Raw genomic sequence first — 26,330 nt, 5'->3', positions numbered from 1 at the left:
CTTCAATGCGCTTGCGCGAGATGCACTTTCACGGTCGCCGAAAGACCGGGGCGCAGCGCGCCTTGCAGGTCCGCCGGCGCTGTGGCGTCGATGCGGATGCGCACCGGCACGCGCTGCACGATCTTCGTGAAGTTGCCCGTGGCGTTCTCGGGCGGCAGTACGCTGAAGGTCGCGCCGGTGGCGGGCGCGAGGCTCTCCACGGTGCCGTGCAGCGTGCCGCTGGCCGCGTCGAGCATCACGTCGACGCGGTCGCCCGCGTGCATCTTCTTCAACTGGTCTTCCTTGAAGTTCGCGTCCACCCACAGGCCCGTGGCGGGCACCACGGTAAGCAGCGGCGCGCCCACGTTGGCAAGCGTGCCCACCCGCGCCGTGCGATTGCCGATGTAGCCATCCACTGGCGCAGTCAACGTCGTGTATTCGACGTTCAGTTGCGCGAGGCGCTGGTTGGCCTCGGCCGTTGCGACACGCGCCTGAGCGTCGTTGATCTGCGCGGCCAGCACGTCGAGCTGGCGTTGCGCCGCCAGCACCGCCGCGCCGCTTTGCGCAACCGATGCCTGGGCCTTCGCGTAGTCGGAGTCCGCACGCTCGACCAGCTGGCTCGAGACCGCGTCGTCCTTCACCAGCTCGCGGTAGCGCGTCTGGTCCTGACCGCTGCGCGTGAGTTCCGCGTTCGAGGCGCGCACTTCGGCCTGGTGCTGGTTGATCACCGCTTCCTGCAACGTGCGCCTCGCCTGCAACTCGTCGACCGCGGCGCGCGCGCTCGCAAGCTCCGCGTTGGCCTGGGCGAGCTTCGCGTCGTAGTCGCGCGAGTCGAGACGCAGCAGCACCTGGCCCGCGTGTACGCGCTGGTTGTCCTGCACGGGAATCTCGGAGACGAAGCCGCTCACGCGCGGCGCCATCACGGTGACGTTGCCGCCCACGTAGGCGTCGTCGGTGCTCTCGACGAAGCGCAGCACGAAGAACCAGTAGCCGGCGGCAGCCGCCAGCACGAGAGCGACCGCGCCTAGCGCGAGACGCATGCGCGAGATGCGCGTACGCTCTCTCGCTTGCGTCGGCTCGACCGCGACGGGAGTGGAAGGACTCGACATGACGTTTACCTGTGCATATACACTTCTGAAGATGAAAAAAACGCCGCGATGGGAAGAAGCGCGACGCAACCCACAAACTCAACCGAAAACACTAAACCGCCCGAGTGATGCGAAACAACTCGCGCCGCAGCCACGCGGCGCGTCGTGCGCCAAAGCGGCGCTCGAATTCGTCCTGCGCCGCGCGCCAGTGTTCGTGCGCCGCGTCGAGCCGCGTACGGCCCACTTGCGTGAGCGCGAGGCGGCGGCGGCGTTCGCCGAGGTCCGGCGCATCGGCCACGAGCGCACCGCGCAACAGCGGCCGCAAGGCCCGCACGAGCGTGGTACGCTCCATCACCATCGAGCGCCCGAGTTCCGCCATCGTCAGGCTCGACGCGCGACCCAGCGCGCCAAGAATGCTGAACTGCGTGGGCGTGAGCCCCGCTGCGCTCAGGTGCCGCTCGTAAAGCTGCGACAGATGCCGCGCGGCCTGGCGTACGGCAAAGCAATCGTCGTGCTCGGGTGACTGGTAGATGTGCATATGCACAGAGTAATCGTCAATCAGGCCCCGAACAAGCCTTACGCGCGGCATCAGATTATGGCCGCAGCGACAATAATCGCGGCCACGCTTTCAATTAGCCTTCACTTCGGAGGGCACCTCGTGCGTCACGTCGTCGAAAAACGCCGTGGCATGGTCGATGAACGCGCGCACCTTCGCCGGCAGCAACGTGCGCGTGGTGTAGGCGAGGCGAATCTCGATCTGCAAGTCGATGAGCGGGAAATCGTCGAGCACCGTCACGAGCTTGCCCGCCTCGAGTTCCTCCCTCACGAGCGCGACGGGGAGAATGCCGATGCCGAAGCCTTCCAGCACCATCTCGCGGTTGAACTCGGGGTTGTTCGAGGCGATTTCGTGGTGCAACGGCACGACGACTTCCTCGTCGTCCACACGAAACGCGATCGCGGGCTTGCGCATGGAAGGTGGCATCGGTACGAACACGTGGTCGACGAGGTCCGCGGGATGCTTCGGCGTGCCATGCGCTGCGAGATACGCGGGCGTCGTGACGAGCGCGAGCGGAATGCGCTCGAGCAGGCGCGTGACAGTCGATTCGTTGTTGAGCATGAACGGCAGCACGAGGCCGAGGTCGTAGCCGTCCGCGATCAGGTCGACGGGGCGCTCGGTGAGGATCACGTCGAGTGTCACCTTGGGATGCGCGCGCTTGAAGCTGGCGATGAGCGGCACGAGCCGATTGACCGTGGCCGTGGTGTGCGCGACCAGACGCAGCACGCCGCTCGCTTCGCGCGTTTGCACGGTGGCGTCGGCCTCCAGCGCGTCGAGGTCGTCGAGCACGCGGCAGCAGCCTTCGTAGAAGCGCTCGGCCGCCTCGGTGAGCGACACCGCGCGCGTGCTGCGATGAAAGAGCCGATTACCAAGGCGCTTTTCGAGGCGCGCGATGGCGCGCGAGACGACGGGCGTGGTGAGGCTGTGCATGTCCGCGGCGCGCGTGAAGCTGCGCGCCTCGACGACGGAGCGGAAGATCCGCAGGCTGTCGATGTAGTCCATGGTCGTGAGGGGGATGGTGTTGGCGTAGCTTAATGCGTTTCAGTCGCCTTCGCCGAACACCTCAGCACAAAACGCGCACCCCTCATCCGACAGACTCGCCGTGCCGGTTCCATCTTCGGCCTGCGTCGTCACCACCAGGCCGCTGTCCACGAGCGCCGTCAATTGTCTGCGCAATCCGCTCATCGGCACGCCGGCCTGCTTCGAGAGTTTCGCGAGCGACCACGCCCGGCCCTGAGTCTCATGCCGATCGTGCTTTTCGCACTCCGCGCGCCACAACTGCTCGAGCACGGCAATCAGCACCGGATCAACGCCCGACTCGTCTGCGTCGTCTTCTTCGCGTTCTTTATCTGCGTTCATCGCCTGTCTCCTCATGCCATCTTCGCGGCCATTTCGCCTAGCGTCTTCAGCGCGGCTTCGGTCTGCGCGTTCCATGGGTAGCTGTAGTTCAGCCGGATGTAGTGGTGATACTCGTTGCGCATCGAGAACATGTAGCCGGGACCGATGGTAATGCCCTGCGCGAGCGCCGCCTGATAGAGCCGCATCGAATCGACGCGCGGCGGCAGTTCCACCCACAGCACGTAGCCGCCTTGCGGCTCCGAGGTGCGCGTGCCCGCCGGAAAGAAGCGCTCGACCATCGCCCGCATGAGCCGCGCCTGTTGCCGATAGAAGCGCCGCACGCGGCGCAGGTGCCGGTCGTAGCCATCGTGGCGCAAGTAGTCGGCCAGCGCCACCTGGGGAACCGAGGGTGTCGTGAGCGTATTGAGGAACTTGAGTTTCTCGACCTGCGCGCGGTAGCGCCCCGGCAGCGCCCAGCCGATGCGGTACGAGGCGGACAGGCTCTTCGAAAACGAGGCGCAATGCAGCACGAGGCCGCGCCTGTCGAACTGCTTGAGCGTGGAAGGCCGCGTCTGCCCGAAGTACAGCTCCTGATAGACGTCGTTCTCGATCACGGGCAAGTCGTGCGCCTCGGCAAGCGCCACGAGCCGCGCCTTGTTTGCGTCGGGCATGCGAAAGCCCAGCGGATTCTGGAAGTTCGGCATCACCATGCAGGCCGCGACCTTCTGGCGCGCCAGCACGCGCTCTAGCGCGTCGAGGTCGATGCCGGTATCCGCGTGCGTGCTCACTTCGATCGCGCGCATGCCCAGACGCTCGATGGCGTGCAGCATCGCGTAGTAGGTGGGCGATTCGACGGCCACCGTGTCGCCCGGCTTGGCCACGGCTTGCAGGCTCAGGTTGATCGCCTCGGTCGCGCCGACGGTGATGACGATTTCCTCGGGATCGACGCTCACGCCGTTTTCGGCGTAGCGCCGCGCGATCTGGCGGATCAGCTCGGGGTTGCCGGGCGGCAGGTCGTCGATGAGGTTCCAGCTCGCATGGCGGCGCGCAATCGCGTTGGCGTACTGGTTGATGCGCCGCCAGGGGAACAGCGCCGGGTCCGGGTAGGGCGAACCGAGCGGCACGGCGTCCTGCGCGCCGATGCTGCGCAGCGTGGAAAGCACGAGCCGGCTCACGTCCACGTTGGCGGGCACGGGCTGCCTCGGCGCGCTGACGCGGCGCGGCTTGCCCGGCGAGACGGCGTCCTTGCCCTGCGCGCCTCGTGCGCCCGCCGCGCCGCGACCTTGCGGCGCCCCCACGCGCGCACGCACGAAATAACCCGATTGCGGCCGCGACTCGATCACGCTGCGGCTTTCCAGCAGTGCATAGGCGCGCAGCACCGTCTTGATGCTCACGCCGTGCTGCTGGCTCGCGCGCCGCACGGAGAGAATGCGCTCGCCGGGGCCGAACACGCCGCGGCGCACGGCGGCTTCGATATCGTCGGCGAGTTGCTCGTAGCGGGTCACGTTCGGGTTGCGTTCAATCAAGCGAAAGGGTGAGGCCACGCGCGCGAGGCCGATCCCGGCAAGTCTATGACAAAACGCCGCAACTGTATCCCTTGCTTTTTGGTTTTTCTGTGATCTCCGGGGGCACAGGAACACAGTAGCCTTGGGTCATCGGGCAGACCGCCCTGGAAAACGAAAAGCCAACCGCATCATGAAGAAGCCGCAAGGTCGCATCGAGCCGTATCACCACCCCGCCGCCGGCTGGGGCGCGCTCAAGCAGGTCGCCATCAACCTGATCAAGGAAAGGGTGACGGGCGGCAATTACCGTACGCTGCTCAAGCAGAACCAGCCGGACGGCTTCGACTGCCCCGGCTGCGCATGGCCCGACCGCGAGCACGCTTCCACGTTCGAATTCTGCGAGAACGGCGTGAAGGCCGTGGCGGCGGAGGCGACCAGCAAGCACGTGACGCCCCAGTTCTTCCAGGAGCACACGGTTAGCGAGCTGATGGCGGAGTCGGACTACGAGCTGGAGCAGCACGGCCGCCTGACCGATCCGCTCGTCTACGACGCGCTGCAGGACCGCTACGTGCCGATCGAGTGGAACGACGCGTTCAAGCTGATCGCGAAGCACCTCAATGCGCTCGACGACCCGAACCGTGCTGCGTTCTACACCTCGGGGCGTGCGAGCAACGAGGCCGCATTCCTCTACCAGCTTTTCGTGCGCATGTACGGCACGAACAACTTCCCCGACTGCTCGAACATGTGCCACGAGGCCACGAGCCGCGGCCTGCCGGGCACGGTGGGCATCGGCAAGGGCACGGTCACGCTCGACGACTTCGAGCACGCCGACACGCTGCTCATCTTCGGCCAGAACCCCGCGACGAACCATCCACGCATGCTCGGCGAGTTGCGCGACTGCGCGAAGCGCGGCGCGACCATCGTCTCGATCAATCCGTTGAAAGAGCGCGGGCTGGAGCGCTTCGCGAGCCCACAGCACACGCTCGACATGCTCTCGCCCAAGGGCGTGCAGATCAGCTCCGTATTCATCCGCCCGCGCGTGGGCGGCGACTTCGCGCTCATCAAGGGCGTGGCCAAGCGCGTGATCGAACTCGACGACGAAGCGCTCAGAGCAGGCACGGAGCGCGTGCTCGACGTCGATTTCATTGCCGAACACTGCGTGGGATTCGACGCCTTCGCCGCCGACCTGCGCGCCGAGTCGTGGGACACCATCGTCGCCGAAGCGGGTGTGCCGATCGAAGAAGTGCTCAAGCTCGCCGATATCTACGTGAAGGGCCGTGCCGTCATCTCGACGTGGGGCATGGGCCTCACGCAGCACAAGAATTCGGTCGCAACGATCCAGTTGCTTTCGAACCTCATGATGATGCGCGGCAATATCGGCCGCCGCGGCGCGGGCCTGTGCCCCGTGCGCGGCCATTCGAACGTGCAGGGCGACCGCACGGTGGGCATCGAGGAAAAGCCCACGCAGGCGTTTCTCGACCGTCTCGGCAAGACCTACGACTTCGAGCCGCCGCGCGAGCACGGCTATGACGTCGTCGAAACCATCCACGCGATGCTCGAAGGCCATGTGAAGGTGTTCATCGGTCTGGGCGGCAACTTCTCGATCGCCACGCCCGACACGCCGCGCACGTGGGAAGCCATGCGCGCGTGCGCGCTCACGGTGCACGTGACCACGAAGCTCAACCGCAGCCACCTGGTTCACGGCCACGACGCGCTCATTCTGCCCACGCTCGGCCGCACCGAGATCGACCTGCAGAACGGCGTACCGCAAGGAGTGAGCGTCGAGGACTCGATGAGCATGGTGCACATCTCCTACGGCATGAACCGTCCCGCTTCGACGAACCTGCTTTCGGAAATCGCGATCGTCGCGCGCATGGCGCACGCCACACTCGGCAGCGACAAGGTGGACTGGCTCGACCTCGCCGCCGACTATGCGAAGATCCGCGACGGCATCGAAAAAGTGTTCGACGGCTTCGAGAACTACAACGAACGCCTGAAGCACCCGGGCGGCTTCCACCTGGGCGTGGCCTCGCGCGACCGCGTGTGGAAAACGCCCAGCAACAAGGCGCAGTTCGTGGTGCACGCCATCGCGCTCGATACGCCCATTCACCGCGCGCGCGCCGAGCATGGTCCGCGTCTCATGACGCTCATGACCACGCGCTCGCACGATCAGTACAACACCACGATCTACGGTCTCGACGACCGTTATCGCGGCGTGTACGGTTTGCGCCGCGTGCTGTTCGCGAACCGCGAAGACATGACGATGCTCGGCTTCGAGCCGGGCCAGCACGTGGACATCACGAGCGTGTGGGACGACGGCGTGGAGCGCCACGTCGAGGACTTCATGCTGGTGGAGTACGACATTCCGCGCGGCTGCCTCGGCGCGTACTATCCCGAGACCAATCCGCTCGTGCCGCTTTCGTCCATTGCAGACGGCGCGGGCACGCCGACCTCGAAGTCGATTCCGGTGCTGCTGAGCCCGTCGAAGGCGAACGTATCGGCCGACACTGTGCTTGCGGCGGCCTGAAGCGCGCCGCCGATGTGCCACCTAAGCGGCTCCTAAGCGGCTCCTTCGGCCATCGCAAGGAGCCGCTCGACGACCGGCACGAGCGCCTGAGCGCGCTCGGCGTCGCCCGCGTCATGCGCGATGGCGAGAAAGCCCGTAGCCCAAAGCGAAGCGTAGAACCCCGTCGCGCGCATCTGCGCGCCCTGCGGCTGCCAGCACTGCAGCAGCGCGTTGCCATAGGCCCGCCCCGCCTCGCCGATATCGGCTTCAAGGTGAGCGAGTGTGATCCCGAGCACCATCAGCGGGTCGCCGTAGCAAACGGAATCGAAATCGATCAAGCCACTTAGTTTGCCATCCTTGATAAGTACATTCTTGATGGTCAAGTCATGCAGAAAGCAGACCGGCTCGACCAAGGCGAAATAATCTTCCAGCGACGCACGTAAAAGCCCGAGACGCCCTCGGCAACGGTCTAGCGGCGTGGCGTCGGAGCGGTCGCGCATCTCGACGTGAACATGGCGCGGTGCGGGCTCGCCAAAGATATCGCTCCAACGCGCGTGATTGCGGCGCGCGCCGAACAGCGAGACCCAACCGAAGCCCCCAGCGGCCGGCGCTTCGCGCGCGGCAACGCGGTGCTGGAAATCCGTCACGGTCGCTGCAATTCGCGAGGCCTGCGCGTCGCTCAGTTCCTGCAACACAAAGCAGAGGTCGCGCCCGGGCAGCCAGTCGAGCACGATAAAAGCCGCACCCATGGGCGTGACGCCTTCGGCAAGCACAGTCTGCACTGGCATGCCCAGTTCGCGCAGCACGCCGAGATTCGCGCGCGCGTGCACGAACGCGCGCGCATGCGGGCTGATTCGCAGCACGCGAGAGCTGCCGTCCGGCATACGCGCGCGATACACTTCATTGCCGCTTTGCGAGAGCAGCCACTGACGCTCCAGTGCGAGTGGCGGCGCGCCTAATGCGCGCTCCGCCCACAACGGAACAGCCAAGCTTGCGATCGCCTCCAATCCGCCCATATTCCGCGCGCTCCGTGCATAGGGAACGGCGGATTAGAGCAGCGCGACCAGACAGCAACAATGGGCAAACTATTGGGTTTTTTTACGCCGTAACACTCGCGGCTTTGCGCACGTGGTGCTGCGCCGCCGCTGTCATCGGATGTAATGCGGTGAAATGCAGCGCCGCAAGAAATCAGTTAGCTAGCTTTCGGAAGGTTTCCAGCACGGCTTCGCCCTTGAAAGGCTTCACGATCCAGCCGCGCACGCCGGCCGCCTTGCCACGCTCCTTCATGGCCGGGCTGCTTTCCGTGGTCAGCATCACCACGTTCACGGCCGTGTTCGCCAACTCGCTGCGGATCTTCTCGACCATCGTGAGGCCGTCCATGTTCGGCATGTTCACGTCGCTCACCACGAGCTTCACGCCGGGGTTCGAACGCAGCTTCGCGAGCCCGTCCTTGCCGTCCACGGCCGTGTCCACGTCCAGACCGTTCTTGCGCAGAAAGCCGGCCACTTCGTCGCGCACCGTGCTCGAATCGTCCACTACCAGAATCTTTGCCATGTTGTCCCTCTCTGTTGCGCCGCGTAGGGCGCGCATTTGATCAAAATAACTCGAGTTCGCCGCTGGCCTGCTCTTCAACGGCGGCAGCGGCGGCCTGCGCGGCCGTCTCGTCAAACCTTTCGCGCGACCAGCCGAGGCTGAACACGAACCGCTGGTCGATCACCACTTCGCGGCCCGTATTCGGGCACGTGAGCCGGTACTTGATGCACAACTGCGGATTGTCGGAGCCAAACGACAGATAGCGCCGCCGATGATTGATGAGCAGCGGCACCTGCACCTGCGCGCGGCCCCAACCCGCCTCGTCGGCAGCGTGCGCGTTACCCAGATAGCGGTTACGGAACGCCCCCCACACGAGATTCGTGAGTTCGGCGAGCACGCCGTTCACGTCGCGGAAGTCGCTCGCTTCGTCGCGGCCCGCGCGCGGCGGCAGCAGCTCGATCAGCGGCGCCTCCTCGGTCTGCATGAGAAGCCAGCCGCGGCACCATGCGGTCTCGATCGGAATCAGCGTCAACACCTCGCCGAAGATGATTCGGTCGCGCACGATGCTCGGCGTGTCCCAGCTCACTTCGAGTCCGGCAAAGAGGCCGCGCAGGCGCCCGAGCGTCATGTCGGTGATGCCGTCCACGAGCGGGTCCGGATAGTCGTGCGAGAAGACGTGCGCTTCGAGCGCCGCGATCAGCGTTTGAGGATCGCTTGCGTGCCAGCTGGCGCACGGCAAGCGGCGCAATGGCTCGGGCAACGCATCGCCGTGTTCGTTTGCCGCGCGCCGCAGCACGACGGGCAGTTCGGGGCGCTCCGCTTCCAGCGCGACGGCCACCGCCCCCGCGGCTTCGAGCGAGCCGCCGAAGTCCTCGCCCAGCATCACGCCGCCCAGGTCGTAATGCGTCTTCAGCGCCGCCGAGAGTGCTTCGCGTCGAACCGGCACGCACACGCAATTGTGTGCGGCTGCGGTTTGCGCGATCGCCTCGGCGCGCTCCGTATCGCTTTCCAGCAGCAACAGCTTGCTGACTGGCTTGTTCGCGTTCATGTTTCCTTTCTCTGCCTTCAAAACAATTCGAGTTCGCCCGCGCTGTCGTGCACCTCGACCGCGGCGGTGCTCGCCACGAAATCGAGCGGCGCTTGCGTGCAGATGCACAGCGTGGCGCCGAGCCGGACGTCATGATCGATCGTGAGCGCATACGACTGCACGTAATCCGGCTTCAGTTCGCGCAGATACGGCAGGCATCCACTGCTGAGCGCATAGGGCGTGGACATGCCGAGGTCGGGGAAATGCTCGACCAGTTGCTGGTTCATGGCCCCGCAGCACAGGTTGCAGAACTCCATGAAGCATTCGGTGAGCGCGCGCGAGGCGTCGCCCACGTAGTAGCGCTGCGTACGCTCGTCATCTTCGAAGTGCAGGAGCAACAGCAGGCGAAACTGCATCGACGAAATCGTCAGCACGACCAGATGCTCGCCCTGGGGCGCCTCGCCCGCACGAGGCTCGATCTCGCAGCTGTGCTGCGCGTCGGTCACGAGACGCATGCGCGCCGCCGCGAGAAAAATCCGCTCGATGCTGTCCTTCGCGTGCGTGCCGATCATGCGTGCGCCCCGGCACGCGTCGCTTCGAGCTGGTGATGCAGCTGCTGCGACGACGCTTCCACGCTCGCCAGCGTCGCCGCGATCATCTTGCCGCCCGCCTGAATGTCCTGGAACGTCGCCGCCGTGATGAGGTCGTTGCGGTTCAGGCTGTCACGATAGCTCTTCGAAAGGTCCTGCGAACGCGTGGCGAGCGAGCGCACTTCGCCCGCCACGATCGAGAAGCCGCGGCCGGCCGCGCCCGCGCGTGCCGCTTCGATCGAAGCATTGAGCGAGACGATCAGCACATGGCTCACGATCGACGACAGCTCCTGGTTCTTCTTGTGCATGTCGTTGTTCTGCGCCATCAGCGAAATCATCTGCTCGTGCCAGCGCTCGAACGTCGACGACATGAGCTTCAGGCGCGAGGCCTCGCTCGCGATACGCGCCGCGTGCTGCATGGCGTCGTCACGCTGCGACCGCTCGCCGGCGAGCGCCGCTTCGAGTGCGTCGGCCACGGACCTGCGCTGCGCGAGTTCCGCGCGCAGCGACTCGATCTGCGCAGCCAGCGCCTCGTGCTCGCGCGCGGCATCTTCCTGCTGCGCCGTGTAGTGCGCTTGAGCCTGTGCGAGCGCGGCCGCGTGCGCGGCGTCCTGCGCGCGCGCGGCCTCACGTGCCTGCGTTTGCGTACGCTTGCCCCACGCGACGGCCACGCCGGCTGCCAGGGCGACGAGCGCCGCGCCTTCGATCAAATACGGTAAGACCACTGCAACCCCCGCGATGCGCTAGCCCGCCAGCGCTTCTTCTTGCTTTGCCTGCGTTGCATCCGCCACTTTTACGGCCCACTGCTGCGGCAAACGCACGACGGTCTGGAAATGCCGGTAATCGGCGCCCTGGCGGTCATCGGTGAAACGTAGTTCGATTGCGCCGCCCTCGCGCTCGAGGAAATCACGTACCGCGTCCATGCCCACGCCGCGGCCCGAGACTTCGGTCACGCTCGCCGCGGTCGAAAAACCGGGGCGGAAAATGAACGCCGCGATCACGTCGTCGCTCACCGCTTCATCCGCTTGCAGCCAGCCGCGCTCCACCGCAATGCCGCGAATGCGCGCGAGCGCGAGGCCGCGGCCGTCGTCGGCGAGCGTCAGTTGCAGCGCACCGTTGTGCACATTCACGTCGATGTCGATATGACCCGACTCGTCCTTGCCGATTGCGCGGCGTTGCGCCGGCATTTCAATGCCGTGGTCGAGCGAGTTGCGCAGCAGGTGCATGAACACGTTCTTCACCGTGCCGGCAGCCTCGCTGCGCAGGCGATAGCCGTTGTCCGCGATCCGCACCACCGGTTCGACCTTGCCGAGTTCCTGGGCGAGCGAGGGCAGCGAACCGGTCACGCCCGCAAGCGCATCGGCCACGCGCTCGGTGCCGATGGCGCGCAGCGTAGCGCGCAGTTCGGCGCGCATCGCGCGCAGTGCGGGCAGGTCGTTGTCGTCGGTGCGATCGACGATGCGCAGCGTCTCTTCGATCGCTTCGCGCGTGACGGTGAGGCTCGCCGCGCCGTTCTGCGCGCCGGCCGCCCGCGGGCCGCGCCCGAGGCTCACTTCGTTGATGCTCGAATAGTGCTCGAGCGCCGTCTTCACACGCTCCAGATCGTCGATGAGCGCCTGCTGGTCCCACGTGTGGCTCGTGTCTTCGCGGCGCAATGCGTCGTAGCGCTGCTCGACTTCGTGCACCACGCCCGTGAGATGCTGCAGGCTGTACGTACGCGCATTGCCCTTGATCGTATGCATGTTGCGGAACAGCGCGGCAATCGCGCTCGTGTCCGCGCAGTCGTGCTGGCGAATGATGTGCTCGTTCTCGTGAATGAAGCCCGCCGAGCTTTCGACGAAATGCTGGAACTTCTCTTCGCTCACCGCGAGGATTTCGCCGATCATTTCGAGGCGACGCTTCTGCTCGCCCGCTTCAGCCGCGAGTTCGCGCAGCTCCGTCACGTCGCGCACGCACAGCATGAGGCGCACGACCACGTCGTTTTCGTCGGTGATCGCCGACCAGCTCAGGTCGAGCACCTTCGCGCGGCCATCGGGCAGCGTGCGCGTGATTTCATTCACGAGCAGATGTTGATTGAAGGCGAAGTTCACGTCGTCTTCGCCAAGGCACGCGTGCACGGCGGCGTCGATTTGCGCGAGGGTGTCGGCGTCGAGATCCGTGTGCGAGAACACGAGGTCCATGAGCGAACGGCCCGCAATCTCGTTCGTTTCGAAGATTGCCTCTAGATACGCCGAATATTCGTTGTGGATCGTCGCGCCTTCCACCACCGTGAGAATGCCCTGCTGCATGTTCTGCAGCATCGCCTGAATGTCGGCGGTCTTGCGCTTGAGCTGCGCGGAGCTGTGCTGGATCTTCTCGATCATGCCGTTGAACGCGACGATCGAATGACCGATTTCGTCCATGCTGGCCACGGGCACGCGGCGTGTGAAGTCCTGGCTCGACGCGATCTCGCTCATCATGGCCTGCATGCGCGAGAGCGGCCGCGTGATCTGGCGGTAGAGCAGCGCGCCGATGAGCGTGAGCAACAGCACCGCGCCGCCCGTCACGCCTGCAATCGCGCTCGTCGTGGTGTCGAGCGTGCCGTTGAGGGTGCGGATTGCGTCGTCCTTCTGGCGGTTCTTTTCCACGCGCATCGTCGTGACGATGCCTTCGAGTTCGTCGCGGTACTGCGCGACGTTCGCGAAGAGATAGGCCTGCGCGAGTTCGTTCTTGCCGCTCGCCTTCATCTTCGCGGTGTCGTCGATCGCGGAGAAGTAGTTCGCGAGGCTTTCCTGCGCCTGCGAAACAAGACCTTCCTGCGCGTGGCTAGCTGCTGCCTTGCGCTGCACGTCGAGCGCGGCGCGCAACGCGGCTTCCTTGTCCTTCAGTTCGTTTTGCGCGAGCGACGCGACCGTGGCGTCGGGTGCGTAGACGAGCGTCATGGTCGCGAGCTGCACGTCTTTCACGAGCGACACGAGGTCGGATGAAGCGAGCGCGCTCGGCACGACGCCCTGGGTAACCTGGCGGACGTCGGTGGCGCTGCGGCGGGCCTGCCAGGCCGCGTAGCCGCCGATGGCGGACAGCGCGACGAACATCAGGACGATGAGTAGCGTGATGCGGTGACGAATGGTCATGTCGAAATCCCCGGGCCTTCGTCACGCCGGCCGCGCTATGGTTGCGCGGCTCGGGACACGTTGGCCAATTTATTCGCGATGGATTATCGACGTTCAGGTATGACGAAATGATGACCATGCACAATTCGCCCGAGCGCACTGTGCGTTACACCACACTTGACGTTCGCGGTCCGTTGCGCACTGACCGGCGACGGCGTGCCGCTCAGTCGGGCACGGCGGGGTCGTCGAGAAAGCGCACCATGAGTTCGTCGTCGGCGTACTCGCCGTCGATGCACAGGCCGCGGGGCTCGACCCCGTAGCGCACGAACCCGCACGAGCGGTAGAGCGCCTGGGCGCGGGGGTTCAGCACGCTCACCACCAGTTGCACCTGGAGCAAGCCTAGCGCGCGGGCGTGAGCGATTGCACCCTCCATCAATTGCCTTGCAATGCCGGCGCCTCGCCATGCAGGATCGACAAAGACGCCCCAAATGAGCCCCTTGTGTGCGAGCTTGCGGCGCGGCTCGCGCATGAGGCCGGTGATGCCGACGAGCGTGTCGCCCACGAATGCGCCGAATACGACCTGGTTCCCGGTGGCGCGTACCCGGGCCCGGCTTTCTTCGGGCGTGCGCTTCGATTCCTCTTCATAGGTCGGGACGATACCGGCGGGATAATTTTCGGTCGCGTACAAACGCATGGCGTGAAACGCCTCGGCGTCCTGCTCGGTCAACGGGCGAATCGTTGCATTCGTCGCATTCGTTGGCTTCATTTCGTTCATGTGCAGTGCCTGGCAATGGAAAGGGATTGACCCGCGCGATGCGAACAAGCCTATCACGTCCCCCCTGCCTGCTCGCGTTGCGCTAATATGGACCACCTGTGTCGCTTCATGCGCGCAGCATCACTCCGAGGTCTCCCATGCCGCAAGCCACGACGTCCGACGCACAACCCTACTTCTGGCGTGACGCACAGCTGCCGTTCATCGAAGTCCGCGCAATCGCCGACGGCCGCAAAGTACGCTACGGCCGTCACGCACACAGCACGTTCTCGATCGGCGCGGTCACGGGCGGGCGCAGCACCTACCTGAACGGGAGCACGCTCTCGTATATCAGCGCGGGCGCGGTGGTGGTCATCAATCCGGAAGTCGTGCATGCATGCAACCCGGCCGCGGACGAGCCCTGGGCCTACCGCATGTTCTATCTCGACACGGCGTGGCTCGCGAATCTGCAACACGACCTGGGCTTCGGAGCCCACGAGGGCTTTCGCCCGTTCGACCAGACCTTGAGCTGGGAGCGTGAATTGTTCGATGGGCTCAACGCGCTTTACGCGTTGCTCGTCGATACGAATGAGTCGGCGTTGCGCAAGGAATGCGCCGTCGTCGCTTATTTCTCCAGGCTCCAGCAGTCACTGAATCCTGCGCCGGTCAGCGTACGCGAACCGAACGAGCGTCTCGCGCGCGCAGCAGAATTCATCGACGGCAACTACACGCGCGCGCTCAAGCTCGAAGAGATCTGCGCCGCCGCCGATCTTTCGCCCTCGTACCTGATACGCGCGTTTCGCGAGCAATACGGCATGACGCCGCACGCGTATGTCGTGAACCGCCGGATCGAGTTCAGCCGCGCGCAACTGCGTCGCGGGCACGCCATTGCAGATGTCGCGGCGCAGGCGGGTTTCGCCGATCAAGCGCATCTGCAGCGCGCGTTCCGCCAGTTCGTTGCCGCGACGCCTGGCCAATATCGCGGCTAATGTAGTCGTCGCGCGCTCAGGCAAGCATCAGCCAGACCGCACTGCCCGTCAGCAACAACGCCATCGCGCGGTTCACCAAACGCACGCGCGACGGCTCGCGCAAGGCCTGGCGCAGCGACGCGCCCGCCCACGCCCAGCAAGCAATCGACACGTAGCACACCACAAAATAGATCGCGGCGAACTGCCAGACGAGCGCACTCTCGCCGGAGGCCGCATATAAGCCCATGCCCGCGACCGAGGCGAGCCACGCCTTGGGATTGAGCCATTGCATCGTGGCGCCCACCATCAGCGAGGGACCGCGCGCCGCGTTCGGGGCGTCGATGCGGCCATCGTCGGTGGCGAGTCGGTACGCAACATACAGCAGGAAAGCCACGCCCGCCCATTCGAGCGCGCGCGTGAGAAACGGCAAGCTCGCCAACAGTTCCTGCATGCCGAGGCCGATCAGCAGCAGCAACAATACGAAGCCCACGGTCGCGCCGGTGACGTGGCGCAGGCTCGCGCGCAGCCCGTAACGCGCGCCAGCACTCAGCGCGAGGATATTGACGGGGCCAGGGGTGATGGAAGTGGCCAGCGCGAAGGCGGCCATCGACAAAGCAGTGCTCACGGTTATCCTCGCTACGCGCATGGGCGATCGGTAAGCGTCGAGGGTAGACGCGCGCGCCGCCGGCGTATTGAAGAAAATTGCCCTGCCGGCGAGCGCGGCACCGCGCCGAACTCGCGCTATCATTGCGCCGCACCGACGACTCCCATTCCGGAACTGCAACGTGAAAAAGATCCTCATCATCGGCATCGGCGCGGGCGATCCGAAGTACCTGACCGTGCAGGCAATCGAGGCGCTCAACGCCGCCGACGTGTTCTTCGTGATGGACAAGGGCGCGGCCAAGGACAAGCTCGTCGCGCTGCGCAAGGAAATCTGCGCTCGCTTCATCAAGGACCACGACTACCGCATCGTGGAAGCCACGAGCCCCGAGCGGCGCCGCGACGAAGGCCTCGATTACAAGGCCGCCGTGGACGAGCTCAACCGCGACAAGCAGCGCGTATTCGAGCGCCTGATCGAAGCAGAATTGACCGATGGCCAATGCGGCGCGTTTCTCGTCTGGGGCGACCCGTCGCTCTACGACAGCACGATCCGCATTCTCGATTCGATCCTGGCCGATGGTCGGCTCGCGTTCGACTTCGAGGTGATTCCCGGCATTAGCAGCGTGCAGGCCCTCGCGGCGAAGCATCGCGTGCCGCTCAACTTCATCGGCAAGCCGGTGAGCATCACGACCGGAAGGCGGCTCGCAGAGGGAGGTTTTCCGCAGGACGTGGAAAGCGCGGTGGTCATGCTCGACGCGCAGAACGCGTACGCGCAGCTCGCGGGCGAAGAACTCGATATCTACTGGGGCGCCTATGTCGGCACCCCTGATGAGATCCTGATGGCGGGCCGGCTGGAAGACGTGAAAGACGAGATCGTCCGCGTTCGCGCCCAGGCGCGCGAAGCGAACGGCTGGATCATGGACACCTATTTGCTGCGCAAGCGCGGCGTGAAAGACTGAAATAGAACGGGCGCGAACCTCGGCGTTCGCGCCCGTTGCCGGGTTCACTCATCGAGGCTTACGCCAGCCCCACGCATACCGACACGATAATCGAGCCGAACAACAGCACGGCGCCCACCGTCTTGCGCTTGTTCAGCTCCGTCCACAGCAGCACGCCCGTGAGCGAAAGCAGAATGAGCGCCCCGGCAAAGCTGTCGATGAACAGCACCCAGCCGACGCTCATGCCCGTACCCTTGTGCAGGTTCGTGATCGTCGAGACGAGCGAGTTGTCGTTGCGCTTGAGCGTGAGCTTGTCGTTGCCCACCCAGTACTCGACCATCACGCTCTCGGCGGGCGACGTGAACATCATCTGCCAATGTTCGGGCTGTACGACCTGGCGATCGCCCCAGGCCACGTTGTGCTCGGGCTCCTTCTGCACGCGGCCCGTGCGCGCGGGTAGTTTCAGATCCGGTTGCGAGCGCAACCACTTCACCATCTCACGCGGCGTTTCGGGCGCGGGGTCGGGCACGGCAATCTGCACCGTCGAGACTTGCGGCGCGCCCGGCGAAATGCGCAGCGGCTCGGCGCGATGGTTGAGCACGAACCCCGTTGCGCCGAACAGTAGGCCAAGCGCCGCGCCCCACAATCCCACCCAGCCGTGCACCTTGCGCAGCCACTTGATGAAGGTAGCGCGGCGCGAGCGCTTCGCACGTTCGTCGCGCTGTTCGGCGTCGAGGCGCGTGCGCGGCACTGCCGGCGCGTCGATCTCGGCGATATCGGGAAAGCTCATGTTTCACTCCAGAGTCGCAAAAGATTGTGGTAGCAGCCCACGAGGCTGCGCCGCGCCTGGGCATCGGCGTCGCTCGCGTTGAGGCGCTGGATAGCGGTGTCCATGTCGAAGAGCAACGCACGCTTCGTGTCGTCGCGCACGAGGCTTTGCACCCAAAAAAAACTCGCCACGCGCGCGCCGCGCGTGACCGGCGTAACCTGGTGCAGGCTCGTGGCCGGATAAACGATCATGTCGCCCGCCGGCAGTTTGACCTCCTGCACGCCGTAGGTGTCTTCGACCACGAGCTCGCCGCCGTCGTATTCGTCGGGCGACGAGAGAAAGAGCGTGCAGGAAACGTCGGTGCGCAGCTTCACGCCGTTGGGCAGCACACGCACCGCGCCATCCACGTGACTGCCGAACGTCATGCCGCCTTCATAGCGGTTGAAGAGCGGCGGATACACCTGGTTGGGCAGCGCCGCGCTGATGAAGAGCGGATTGCGCTCGATGGCCGCGAGCACCATGTCGCCCAGCTCGCGTGCGATAGGCGTGCGCTCGGCGATCTGCACATTGCGCTTCACGGGCGCACCTGACCAGCCGGCCGTTGCGCGGCCGTCCACCCAGGCGTCGCCCGCATGGTCGAGCCGCGCGCGCAGCGTGCGCACCTGCTCGGGCGTCAGTACGTTGGGGACGTGAACCAGCATCGTCAATTCCTTCGTTGTGCCGCATAAGCGGCAAAGCGGCCGCATTCACGGCCGTGCGCGCAGTTGCGCAAAAACGCACGGCGCACGCGTGACACTCGGGTGTCAGAACCGGTAATCGGCCGTCGCGAGGAACGTGCGACCGATACCCGGCACCGACCGCCCGCCGTCCGACTGGATGAGGGCGTCATAGTAGAACTTGTTGGTCAGATTCAGCAGATTCAGCCGCACGTCCCACTTCTTCTCGTGGTACGCGGCTGTCGCGTCCCAGCGGGTGTAGCCGCCGGTTTCCACGTAATTCGTGTTCGCTGCGTAACGCGCCGACATATAGGTCGGGCCGCCGCCGATTTCCCAATGCGGGGTGAAGGCATACGTGGTCCACAGCGTGAAGGTATTGCGCGGCGTGTTCGCTGGGGTGTTGCCCTGGGTGCCGTCGAGCGCCTTGAGGACCACGCCGTCCATATACGTGTAGCCCGCGAACACCTGCCACTTGTTGGTAATGTGGCCCGTCGCACCCGCCTGGAAGCCGCGCACGCGAATATCGCCTTCGAGCGAGTACTCACCCGTCGAAGTTTGCGTGCGCGCGTTGTCCATCTCCTGCTGGAAGAATGCCGAGGTCACCGAAAGATTGCCGCCCAGCAGGTCCCACTTCGCGCCCACTTCATACGACTTGGTATGTTCCGGCGCGAGATTTTGCGTGTTGTTCGTGACCGTGAGCGCTTCGAGCGACGGATCGAACGACGTGCCGTACGAGAAGTAATACGACTGCCAGTCGGTCGGCTGATAGATCGCCCCCGCGCGCACACTCGTGAACGTGTTGGTCTGATCCGCATAGGCCGGCGCGCTGATCGTGTTGGCGATATGCGCCTGGAAGCGATCCCAACGCACGCCGCCAATGAGCTTCCAGTGCTCGCCGATCGACATGGTTTCGTTGAAGTAGGCCGCGAACGTGTTTGCGCCCGACTCCGCGTGATTGCCGACCGTCGTCGTGACGTTCGAGGGCGTCGAAATATAGACCGGGTTGAGCAGCGAGAGAATCGGCAGGTTGTTGCGCGTATAGGCCTGATTCGTGTAGCTGTCGTGGCCCAGCTCGATGCCCGCGAGCATCTCGTGCTTCAGGAAGCCCGTGGTGAACTTGTATTGCGCCATCGTATCGTTGTAGATCGAGTGGTTTTCGATCACGCGATCGTGGCTCGCCAGCTTGATGTAGAGATCTTCGAGCGGCAGGTTCGTGAAGTTGCCGTTCTTGAGCGCCGTGCTCGAAGAAAGCGGGCCCGTGAGCACCGCGCCAGGCGCAGTTTCGCGCGCGTCCGTGAGCGAGTGCGAGAACTGCGTCTGGTTGGTGATCTTGAACTGGTCGTTGAAACGGTGCTCCACGCGCGCCTGAACCGTCTGCACGTCCTGGATCGTGCGGTCGTCGGTCAGGCCGTAGAACGTGCTCTTCGAAGGCGCGAACGGACGGCCGTTGATCGCCTGCACGCCGTAGTCCGGCATGTCGTAGTTGTGCTGGATGAGCGCCGAGATCGTGACCTCGGTCGGCGTGCCGATGCCGAAGCGCAACTCGGGCGCGAAACCGTAGTCCTTGTTTTTCATCACGTCGCGCGTCGAGCCCATCGACTGGCCGAACGCATTCAGACGAAATGCAGCGTGATCGCCGAGCGGACGGTTCACGTCGAGCGTCGCGCGATAGCGGTCGTCGGTGCCGATGGTGGTCGACACTTCGGTGAGCGGCTTGAGGTTCGCCTGCTTCGTGACCTGGTTGATCACGCCGCCCGTGGAGCCGCGGCCGAACAACATCGACGAGGGGCCGTAGAGCACTTCGATCGATTCGAGGTCGAAGGTGTCGCGGTAGTACTGGTTGCGGTCGCGAAAGCCGTCGAGGTAGATGTCGTTTTGCGCCGTGAAGCCGCGCAGGTTGATGTTGTTGCCGATTTGGCCGCCCTCCGCGCCGCCGATGGTGATGCCGGGCGCGTTGCGCAGCGCGTCCTGGAACGACGTGGCGCCCTGCGACTGCATCACGGCCTTGTTGATCACCGTGACCGACTGCGGAATGTCGCGCAGCGCGGTGGGCGTTTTCGCGCCGACGGTCGAGCGATCCGCCTGGAAGTCCTGCGCATCGCTTTGGCCTGACACGGCGATCGTGGGCAGCGTGGTGGTGTTCGTGGCGCTTGCCGCCGTTGCGGCGGCAGGCTCGCTTTGGGCGAGTGCAGACGAAGCGAAAGGCACAGCAAAGGTCAGCGCGAGCGCACTCGCGAGCGGCGTCCGGTTCAACATGAGGTCCCTGTACACGGCGTATGACCCGGCCGTGCGACACGCGGACAACGGGCGTGGAGGACACGGGTCGATTGGCTGGCTGGGCCGTCCCGAAAGGACCGGGGACACGACGCTAGGCTGGCTGGTCTTGTTGTTTGGCCGCGGAAATGTCCGCGGTAATGAGAATCGATATCATTCCATATCTTGCATTTTCTTTCAAATGGAATTGGCGTTTTAGCGACACCATTGGCGATATCAAGGTAAATGTAATTTTGCGGATGGCGCTCGAATTAGCACGCCGACGAATCGTCTGATTAAAGCCTTTGCGCGAGGCAAACTTTGCACGCCGCAAATATCGTCTGCATGCCGAAATAAATTCAAAGCCTTGCGCTAGGCGAGCTGCGCGCATTCGCGCAATTGCTGCGCGAGGGCGCCAATCGCCTCGTCGAGCGTCACGGTGCTGCGCCGGAGAATGCCGATCGGCTCCGCGCCCTGCGGGGCCGGCACGTCGATCCGCACGAGCAACCCCGCGTCGATGTCGCTTTGCGCGACACGCTGCGGCACGACCCACACGGCGTCCGAACCGGAAACAAGCAAGCGCGCCACAGAGGCCGACTGCGTTTCGATCGCGCCTTCGGGCACGGCGAAACCATGCGTTTCGAAAAACGCCTCGGTGTGATGGCGCGGCGCGGTGCGCTCGCCCGCGATCACGAGCGGAAACCCGAGCACGTCGCCGAGCGCGGGCGCAACGCTGTCGCTGGCAAGCGGATGCCCCGCCCGCACGACGACGAGCAGCGACTCCGTGTAGAGATATTCGAACGACACGCCCTGCATCATCGCCGGCTCGGCCATGCGCCCCACCATCAGGTCGAGGTCGCCGGCTTTCACGGCCCGCAGGAGGTCGGCATTCGAGTCGGTGTGAATCTTCACGCCCACTTGCGGGCGCAACGCCTTGAAACGCAGCAGGGCTTCCGGCAGCAGCGCCGTCGCCACGGTTGGCAACGCGCCCAGACGCACCGCTGGCACTGCATGCGCGTCCTGCCGCGCCAGTGCGAGGGCCGACGCCTCGACCGCGCGCGTGGCGTCGAGCGCATAGCGCAGGAAGCGCTCGCCCTGCGGCGTTAGCGCCGCGCCGTTTCTGCCGCGTTCGACGAGACGGACGCTCGCCCATTGCTCGAGTTCCACGAGCGTCTTCGAAACGGCTGGCTGGCTCAAGTGCAAACGCGCCGCCGCGCGCGCGAGCGTGCGCTCCTGGGCGATCGCCACGAAACAGTTCAAATGCCGCAGGCGCAGCCTCGAAGCCAGCTGCCGCTGGGCCTCGTCTGCGGCTGCGCGGGCCGCGTCTGCGTTGATGTCCGCCTTGCTGGCCGACTCCGGACGCCGCCGGGATGTTTTATTTTCCATAATCTGAAGTTATGGAATTTTCGCGAATAAGTCAATTTACATAACCTGCCGTCAACCCTACATTGGCGCCATCCACATAAATCACCCGCAACAAGGAGCAGGGAGACATGGCCACGATCGTTGGCGGCATCGCCGTTTCGCACACCCCGACCATCGGCTTCGCGCACGACGCGCACAAGGAGCAGGATCCCGCCTGGGCGCCGATCTTCGAAAGCTTCGAGCCGGTCAAGCGCTGGCTGCGCGAGCAGCAGCCCGACGCCATCGTGTACGTCTACAACGACCACGTGACGTCGTTCTTCTTCGACCACTACTCGGCGTTCGCGCTCGGCATCGGCAACGAATACGCGGTCGCCGACGAAGGCGGCGGCGTGCGCGACCTGCCCGGCATTGGCGGGCACGCGGCGCTCGCGCGGCATATCGGCACGAGCCTCATAAGCGACGAGTTCGACATGTCGTTCTTCCAGGACAAGCCGCTCGACCACGGTTTCTTCTCGCCGATGTCGGCGCTGCTCGACCGCACGGAAACGGGCTGGCCTACGCGCGTCGTGCCGCTGCAGGTGGGCGTACTGCAATTCCCGATTCCGACCGCTCGCCGTTGCTTCAAGCTCGGCCAGGCGCTGCGGCGGGCGATCGAAAGCTATCCCGAGGACCTGCGCGTGGTGGTGATGGCAACGGGCGGCCTCTCGCACCAGGTGCATGGCGAGCACGCGGGCTTCAACAACGTGGACTGGGACCACCGCTTCCTCGACGCCATCACGAACGACCCGCAAGCGCTCGCGGAAATGACGCACGCCGAGTACGCGCAACTGGGCGGGCTCGAAGGCGCCGAAATCATCATGTGGCTGATCATGCGCGGCGCGCTGAGCGGCAACGTGAAGCAGGTGCACAGCGGCTACTACCTGCCTTCGATGACGGGCATCGGCACGCTCGTGCTCGAGAACACGGCGATGACGCCGGCGGGTGACGCGCAGGCGCGGCACCGCCAGCACATGGCGCGGCAACTGGCCGGCGCGGAGCAGCTCACGGGCACCTACCCGTTCGGGCTCGAGTCGAGTGTGAAGGCGTACCGGCTGAACAAGTACCTGCACGCGATGATCGACGAGGGACATCGTCGCGCGTTTCTCGCCGACCCGGAGCGCTCGTTTGACGAGGCCGGGCTGACCGATGAGGAAAAGGATCTCGTGCGCCGGCGCGACTGGCGCGGACTGATTCACTACGGCGTGATCTTCTTCATGCTGGAAAAGCTTGGCGCAGTGGTTGGGACTTCAAACCTTCACATCTACGCGGCCATGCGCGGCGAGACGCTCGAAGATTTCCTCAAGACGCGCAATACGCGCGTGCTTTATTCGGTAGCGGGGGATGTGGATGCGACCGAAGAATGGCAGGAAGGGGAAGCGAAGTAAGCGTGCGTGGCGGGGCGGCCGCCCGCTTGCGGCCGCCCCATTAACNCCCGCCGATCAGTCGAGCGCCCGATCGTTCGGATGCGCAAACAGCGCCCGATTTTCGTTGGACAGCGGATAGTTCAGGTTCATCCCCTTGGGCGGAACGGGCTGCGTAAACCACTTCGTGTACAGCCGCTGCGCTTCACCCGAAGTCTGCATGCGAGCGATCACGCCATCAGCCAGTTTCTTGAAGACGGGATCGTCCTTGCGCACCATGCAGCCATAAACCTCCGAGAGCGGTGGCGTGCCGGTGATCACATAGTCCTGCTGGTCCGCTTCCTTGGCCCGCGCCCCGTACAACAGCGGCTCGTCCATCACGAACGCGACTGCGCGCCCCGTCTTCACGTTGAGAAACGACTCCGCGTGGTCTTTGGCGGCGATGAGTTGCATGCCCATCTTCTTGTCGTTGTTCATCTCGCGCAGCAGCCGGTCCTCCGACGTGCCCGCCGTGGTCACGACCGTCTTGCCTGCGAGATCGGGGAAATCCTTGATGCCGGAATCCTTTTTCGCAATCAGGCGCACGCCGTACTGAAAGAAGCTGTTCGTGAACGCGACCTGGTTGTCGCGCTCCTTTGTGTGCGTGGTCGAACCGCATTCGATATCGATCGTGCCGTTCTGGACCAGCGTAATGCGGTTCTGCGAAGTGATCGGAATTTCCTTGACCGTGAGCTTGTCGAGCTTCAGCTCCTTTTTCACCTCGTCGACGATCTTCAGCGCGATGTCCTGCGCATAGCCGATCGTGTGTTGCTCGCTGTCGTAGTAGGAAAACGGCACTGACGATTCCCGCACGCCCAGGGCGATCACGCCTGTATCGCGGATTTTTTTGAGGGTAGCGCTCGTGGCGTCTTGCGCCTGGACCGGCGCGAGATACGTGCATCCCACGACGACTGCTGCGAGCGTTGCAACTTTTTTCATTTAGTCTCCTCCGGATGGTCCGTCGGCGCTTCGTGCGCCGCACCCGAGTATTCATGCCTTGCAGCGAGGCGGCAATTGAAATCGGTTACGTCGACATAACTCAAGGTTAAGTCGCTAGTGAAGGCGCGCCGTTCGAAGCGCCGCCGTCGACGCCGGATTCGTTGGCAACACGAACCGTTCCGCACGCCATGACTTGTCCACACATTTTGTTGGCAGCCCTGTGTGTAACCCTTGGAAGACCGCATCAAGTCCTTGATGCGTTTCGGTTAACCCACCGCGTTCCCAATCGCGGCAACACCGTCTCGCAGCGCCTCGAAACCCACCCGTCTTTTCCACAGATTTTGTTGGCAGCCCTGTGCACAACTTCTGGACAGCGAACCTAAGTCACTGATCGCAAACGCCAATGCGCCATGCGACAGAGAAGTTGCACGTTTTGGAGGCACTGGACTTGTCCACAGTTAACGGGGAAAAGTCTGTGCATATACCCCCCAACATCCTCGCCAATCCATTGATAGCACAACGGATTTTCTCGCTGCGCACGGATCGGCCCATACGCGCCTCACGCGTGCAAATCCCTAAAGTTTGTAAGGGAAATGCCGTTATGCCTCGCTGTGTTGTTGGGTCTCAAGCGGCCCCATCGAAGGAATCTCATGCGCAACAATCAACCCGTCACGCAACAGGAATTCGACTATCCCGCTTCGCAGATGCTCGTCTCGGCCACCGACCTCAAGGGCCGCATTCAGTACTGCAATCCTGCGTTCGTCGCGGTGTCGGGCTTTACCAAAGAAGAACTGATCGGCAAGGCACATAACATCATTCGTCATCCCGACATGCCGGCCGAAGCGTTCGCCGACTTGTGGGAGACCGTTCGCGAAGGCCGTCCCTGGACCGCGATCGTCAAGAACCGCCGCAAGTCCGGCGACCACTACTGGGTGCGCGCGAACGTAACGCCCGTCTCCGAGCAGGGCACGGTGGTCGGCTATCTGAGCGTGCGCGTGAAGCCCACGCGCGAGGAAATCCGCACGGCCGAAGCCTTCTACGCGCAAATGCGCGAGGGCCGTCTGCACGGCGTGCGGCTGCTCCATGGCTCGGTGGTGCGCACGGGCCTCGTGGGGGCGCTGCAGTCGCTCCTGCGTGTGCCGATCGCCACGCGTATCGCCTTCGGCTATGGCGCCGTGCCCGCGGTGTTCGCCGCGGCCGGCTTCGCCGCCTGGCAGGGGCTGCCGCCGCTGCCGTTCTGGGGCGCATTCGGCGCGGCCTGCGTTTGTGCGCTCGGCGCCTGGCGTCTCACCACGCGCCACCTCGGCGCGCCGCTCGCGCAGATGACGACGGCCTCCACGCGCATGGCCGCGGGCGACCTCACGGCCACGCTCGCGGTCGCCACCAACGACGATCTCGGCGACGTGCTCCAGGCGCTCAACCAGTTGCAGGCCAATCTCACGGCGATCGTGTTCGACGTGCGCTCGCAGATCGACGGCATGCTCGACGCCGCGCACGAAATCTCGAGCGGCAATCTCGATCTCTCGCGCCGCACCGAAATGCAGGCCGCATCGCTCGAAGAGACCGCCGCCACGATGGATCAACTCACGACCACCGTGCAGGCCAACGCCGAAGCCAGCGCCCGTGCACTCGATCTCGCGCGCGACGCACAGTCGGCCGCCGCCGAAGGCGGCTCGATCGCCGCACAGATGGAGCGCACGATGACGGGCATCACCGACGCGTCGCGCCGTATCAGCGACATCACCGGCGTGATCGACGGCATCGCGTTCCAGACCAACATCCTCGCGCTCAACGCCGCCGTCGAAGCCGCGCGCGCGGGCGAGGCCGGCCGCTCGTTCGCCGTGGTGGCGGGCGAGGTGCGCATGCTCGCGCAGCGCTGCGCGGCGTCGGCCAGGGAGATCAAGCAGGTCGTGGACGCCAGCGTCAACGAGATCGCCGAGGGCACGCGCCTCGTGGGCAACTCGACGGCGCAGATGCGCTCGATCGACGAAGCCGTGAGCCGCGTCTCGTCGATCATCACCGAGGTCGCGAACGCAAGCGGCGAGCAGGCCGAAGGCATCCGCCAGGTCAATCAGGCCGTCGCGCATCTGGACAGCGCCACGCAGCAGAACGCTGCGCTCGTCGAGCAGGCCGCCGCCACGGCGCAGCGGCTCGCCGAGCAGGCCGACGTGCTCGACGAGGCCGTGCGTCTCTTCACCGTGGCCGGCGCGGAGGCGGCAACGCGCTCGAAGCCCGCTCGCACCCCGGCGCGCCGCCAGAGCGTCAATCTTGTCGAAGCGGCCGAGGACATAGCGGCATAACGACCGGCTCGCACGCCTCGCCGCCAGCGCAGTCGAACCGCCGCGTCTATTGGTCTGAGAGATCGGCGTTAGTCCCATCTC

General features: G+C 64.8%; 23 protein-coding genes. 5 read left to right on the top strand and 18 right to left on the bottom strand.

Annotation, left to right across the window (positions count from 1 at the left end; all coding sequences use genetic code 11):
• Positions 1–2 precede the first annotated feature (2 nt).
• The 5 genes from A3CW_RS0136395 to A3CW_RS0136375 form a co-directional block, all read right to left on the bottom strand.
• Positions 3–1,088: an HlyD family secretion protein gene (locus tag A3CW_RS0136395; RefSeq protein WP_028207934.1), complete on the bottom strand. Its 1,086-nt coding sequence runs from the start codon at positions 1,086–1,088 to the stop codon at positions 3–5.
• A gap of 91 nt (positions 1,089–1,179) precedes the next feature.
• Positions 1,180–1,605, bottom strand: coding sequence for a MarR family winged helix-turn-helix transcriptional regulator (locus tag A3CW_RS0136390; RefSeq protein ID WP_028207933.1), 426 nt, complete (start codon positions 1,603–1,605; stop codon positions 1,180–1,182).
• A 90-nt stretch (positions 1,606–1,695) separates the two neighbouring features.
• On the bottom strand, positions 1,696–2,625 hold the full coding sequence (locus tag A3CW_RS48750; RefSeq protein WP_051481952.1) for a LysR family transcriptional regulator: 930 nt from the start codon (positions 2,623–2,625) through the stop codon (positions 1,696–1,698).
• Between the two features lie 39 nt (positions 2,626–2,664).
• A complete protein-coding gene (locus A3CW_RS0136380) occupies positions 2,665–2,982 on the bottom strand; it encodes a helix-turn-helix transcriptional regulator (RefSeq protein WP_051481951.1) in 318 nt (105 codons plus the stop codon).
• An 11-nt stretch (positions 2,983–2,993) separates the two neighbouring features.
• On the bottom strand, positions 2,994–4,466 hold the full coding sequence (locus tag A3CW_RS0136375; protein WP_035515017.1) for an aminotransferase-like domain-containing protein: 1,473 nt from the start codon (positions 4,464–4,466) through the stop codon (positions 2,994–2,996).
• A 190-nt stretch (positions 4,467–4,656) separates the two neighbouring features.
• Between A3CW_RS0136375 and A3CW_RS0136370 the strand changes: the two genes are divergently transcribed.
• On the top strand, positions 4,657–6,990 hold the full coding sequence (locus A3CW_RS0136370) for an FdhF/YdeP family oxidoreductase (protein WP_028207930.1): 2,334 nt from the start codon (positions 4,657–4,659) through the stop codon (positions 6,988–6,990).
• 32 nt (positions 6,991–7,022) lie between these two features.
• Here A3CW_RS0136370 and A3CW_RS50440 read toward each other — a convergent pair whose 3' ends face one another.
• The 7 genes from A3CW_RS50440 to A3CW_RS0136335 all read right to left on the bottom strand — a co-directional run bounded on the left by A3CW_RS50440 (position 7,023) and on the right by A3CW_RS0136335 (position 13,986).
• Positions 7,023–7,958: a phosphotransferase family protein gene (locus A3CW_RS50440; protein ID WP_161782971.1), complete on the bottom strand. Its 936-nt coding sequence runs from the start codon at positions 7,956–7,958 to the stop codon at positions 7,023–7,025.
• 199 nt (positions 7,959–8,157) lie between these two features.
• Complete coding sequence (locus A3CW_RS0136360; protein WP_028207929.1) at positions 8,158–8,523, bottom strand: response regulator; 366 nt, start codon at positions 8,521–8,523, stop codon at positions 8,158–8,160.
• A 40-nt stretch (positions 8,524–8,563) separates the two neighbouring features.
• Positions 8,564–9,550 (bottom strand): chemotaxis protein CheX, encoded by a 987-nt coding sequence (locus A3CW_RS0136355; RefSeq protein WP_028207928.1) that lies wholly within the window; start codon positions 9,548–9,550, stop codon positions 8,564–8,566.
• A 17-nt stretch (positions 9,551–9,567) separates the two neighbouring features.
• Positions 9,568–10,101, bottom strand: coding sequence for a hypothetical protein (locus A3CW_RS0136350; protein WP_028207927.1), 534 nt, complete (start codon positions 10,099–10,101; stop codon positions 9,568–9,570).
• Positions 10,098–10,844 carry a methyl-accepting chemotaxis protein gene (locus tag A3CW_RS0136345; protein ID WP_028207926.1) on the bottom strand — a complete coding sequence of 249 codons (747 nt, stop codon included), beginning with the start codon at positions 10,842–10,844 and terminating at the stop codon, positions 10,098–10,100. Before A3CW_RS0136345 ends, A3CW_RS0136350 begins: the two co-directional genes overlap by 4 nt.
• A gap of 18 nt (positions 10,845–10,862) precedes the next feature.
• Positions 10,863–13,232 (bottom strand): HAMP domain-containing protein, encoded by a 2,370-nt coding sequence (locus tag A3CW_RS0136340; RefSeq protein WP_028207925.1) that lies wholly within the window; start codon positions 13,230–13,232, stop codon positions 10,863–10,865.
• A gap of 202 nt (positions 13,233–13,434) precedes the next feature.
• Positions 13,435–13,986 carry a GNAT family N-acetyltransferase gene (locus A3CW_RS0136335; RefSeq protein WP_081771980.1) on the bottom strand — a complete coding sequence of 184 codons (552 nt, stop codon included), beginning with the start codon at positions 13,984–13,986 and terminating at the stop codon, positions 13,435–13,437.
• 137 nt (positions 13,987–14,123) lie between these two features.
• Between A3CW_RS0136335 and A3CW_RS0136330 the strand changes: the two genes are divergently transcribed.
• Complete coding sequence (locus A3CW_RS0136330) at positions 14,124–14,951, top strand: helix-turn-helix transcriptional regulator (protein ID WP_028207923.1); 828 nt, start codon at positions 14,124–14,126, stop codon at positions 14,949–14,951.
• Positions 14,952–14,967: 16 nt separating this feature from the next.
• On the opposite strand, the gene A3CW_RS0136325 is transcribed toward A3CW_RS0136330, so the two are convergent.
• Positions 14,968–15,555, bottom strand: coding sequence for a LysE family translocator (locus A3CW_RS0136325; protein WP_028207922.1), 588 nt, complete (start codon positions 15,553–15,555; stop codon positions 14,968–14,970).
• Between the two features lie 160 nt (positions 15,556–15,715).
• Between A3CW_RS0136325 and cobF the strand changes: the two genes are divergently transcribed.
• Complete coding sequence (cobF, locus tag A3CW_RS0136320) at positions 15,716–16,489, top strand: precorrin-6A synthase (deacetylating) (RefSeq protein ID WP_028207921.1); 774 nt, start codon at positions 15,716–15,718, stop codon at positions 16,487–16,489.
• Between the two features lie 58 nt (positions 16,490–16,547).
• Here the strand turns inward: cobF and A3CW_RS0136315 are convergent, their stop codons facing one another.
• From A3CW_RS0136315 to A3CW_RS0136300, 4 genes are all read right to left on the bottom strand, one after another.
• Positions 16,548–17,258 (bottom strand): PepSY-associated TM helix domain-containing protein, encoded by a 711-nt coding sequence (locus A3CW_RS0136315; protein ID WP_028207920.1) that lies wholly within the window; start codon positions 17,256–17,258, stop codon positions 16,548–16,550.
• On the bottom strand, positions 17,255–17,938 hold the full coding sequence (locus tag A3CW_RS0136310) for a Fe2+-dependent dioxygenase (RefSeq protein ID WP_028207919.1): 684 nt from the start codon (positions 17,936–17,938) through the stop codon (positions 17,255–17,257). The genes A3CW_RS0136315 and A3CW_RS0136310 overlap by 4 nt, the downstream gene beginning before the upstream one ends.
• A 102-nt stretch (positions 17,939–18,040) precedes the next feature.
• Positions 18,041–20,209 carry a TonB-dependent receptor gene (locus tag A3CW_RS0136305; protein WP_028207918.1) on the bottom strand — a complete coding sequence of 723 codons (2,169 nt, stop codon included), beginning with the start codon at positions 20,207–20,209 and terminating at the stop codon, positions 18,041–18,043.
• A gap of 369 nt (positions 20,210–20,578) precedes the next feature.
• Positions 20,579–21,541, bottom strand: a complete 963-nt coding sequence (locus tag A3CW_RS0136300; protein WP_028207917.1) for a LysR substrate-binding domain-containing protein — start codon at positions 21,539–21,541, stop codon at positions 20,579–20,581.
• Positions 21,542–21,699: 158 nt separating this feature from the next.
• On the opposite strand from A3CW_RS0136300, the gene A3CW_RS0136295 reads away from it, so the two are divergent.
• Complete coding sequence (locus tag A3CW_RS0136295) at positions 21,700–22,995, top strand: gallate dioxygenase (RefSeq protein ID WP_028207916.1); 1,296 nt, start codon at positions 21,700–21,702, stop codon at positions 22,993–22,995.
• Positions 22,996–23,049: 54 nt separating this feature from the next.
• Here A3CW_RS0136295 and A3CW_RS0136290 read toward each other — a convergent pair whose 3' ends face one another.
• Positions 23,050–23,949: a glutamate/aspartate ABC transporter substrate-binding protein gene (locus tag A3CW_RS0136290; protein WP_035514991.1), complete on the bottom strand. Its 900-nt coding sequence runs from the start codon at positions 23,947–23,949 to the stop codon at positions 23,050–23,052.
• A 650-nt stretch (positions 23,950–24,599) separates the two neighbouring features.
• Between A3CW_RS0136290 and A3CW_RS48740 the strand changes: the two genes are divergently transcribed.
• Positions 24,600–26,249 carry a methyl-accepting chemotaxis protein gene (locus A3CW_RS48740; RefSeq protein WP_051481949.1) on the top strand — a complete coding sequence of 550 codons (1,650 nt, stop codon included), beginning with the start codon at positions 24,600–24,602 and terminating at the stop codon, positions 26,247–26,249.
• The last annotated feature ends 81 nt before the right edge of the window (positions 26,250–26,330 follow it).

The organism is Paraburkholderia nodosa DSM 21604, assembly GCF_000519185.1.
In the GTDB taxonomy this organism is placed as follows: Bacteria; Pseudomonadota; Gammaproteobacteria; order Burkholderiales; family Burkholderiaceae; genus Paraburkholderia; species Paraburkholderia nodosa.
This window is presented reverse-complemented; position numbering and strand designations above follow the sequence as displayed.

Bases quoted from the DNA above. Each gene is read 5' to 3' on its own strand.
- A3CW_RS48740 (WP_051481949.1), top strand. From the start codon at position 24,600: ATGCGCAACAATCAACCCGTCACGCAACAGGAATTCGACTATCCCGCT.
- A3CW_RS0136380 (WP_051481951.1), bottom strand. From the start codon at position 2,982: ATGAACGCAGATAAAGAACGCGAAGAAGACGACGCAGACGAGTCGGGC.
- A3CW_RS0136350 (WP_028207927.1), bottom strand. From the start codon at position 10,101: ATGATCGGCACGCACGCGAAGGACAGCATCGAGCGGATTTTTCTCGCG.
- A3CW_RS0136390 (WP_028207933.1), bottom strand. From the start codon at position 1,605: ATGCACATCTACCAGTCACCCGAGCACGACGATTGCTTTGCCGTACGC.
- A3CW_RS0136395 (WP_028207934.1), bottom strand. From the start codon at position 1,088: ATGTCGAGTCCTTCCACTCCCGTCGCGGTCGAGCCGACGCAAGCGAGA.
- A3CW_RS0136310 (WP_028207919.1), bottom strand. From the start codon at position 17,938: ATGCTGGTTCACGTCCCCAACGTACTGACGCCCGAGCAGGTGCGCACG.
- A3CW_RS0136315 (WP_028207920.1), bottom strand. From the start codon at position 17,258: ATGAGCTTTCCCGATATCGCCGAGATCGACGCGCCGGCAGTGCCGCGC.
- A3CW_RS48750 (WP_051481952.1), bottom strand. From the start codon at position 2,625: ATGGACTACATCGACAGCCTGCGGATCTTCCGCTCCGTCGTCGAGGCG.
- A3CW_RS0136340 (WP_028207925.1), bottom strand. From the start codon at position 13,232: ATGACCATTCGTCACCGCATCACGCTACTCATCGTCCTGATGTTCGTC.
- A3CW_RS0136355 (WP_028207928.1), bottom strand. From the start codon at position 9,550: ATGAACGCGAACAAGCCAGTCAGCAAGCTGTTGCTGCTGGAAAGCGAT.
- A3CW_RS0136335 (WP_081771980.1), bottom strand. From the start codon at position 13,986: ATGAACGAAATGAAGCCAACGAATGCGACGAATGCAACGATTCGCCCG.
- A3CW_RS0136305 (WP_028207918.1), bottom strand. From the start codon at position 20,209: ATGTTGAACCGGACGCCGCTCGCGAGTGCGCTCGCGCTGACCTTTGCT.
- A3CW_RS0136295 (WP_028207916.1), top strand. From the start codon at position 21,700: ATGGCCACGATCGTTGGCGGCATCGCCGTTTCGCACACCCCGACCATC.
- A3CW_RS0136290 (WP_035514991.1), bottom strand. From the start codon at position 23,949: ATGAAAAAAGTTGCAACGCTCGCAGCAGTCGTCGTGGGATGCACGTAT.
- A3CW_RS0136360 (WP_028207929.1), bottom strand. From the start codon at position 8,523: ATGGCAAAGATTCTGGTAGTGGACGATTCGAGCACGGTGCGCGACGAA.
- A3CW_RS0136370 (WP_028207930.1), top strand. From the start codon at position 4,657: ATGAAGAAGCCGCAAGGTCGCATCGAGCCGTATCACCACCCCGCCGCC.
- A3CW_RS0136330 (WP_028207923.1), top strand. From the start codon at position 14,124: ATGCCGCAAGCCACGACGTCCGACGCACAACCCTACTTCTGGCGTGAC.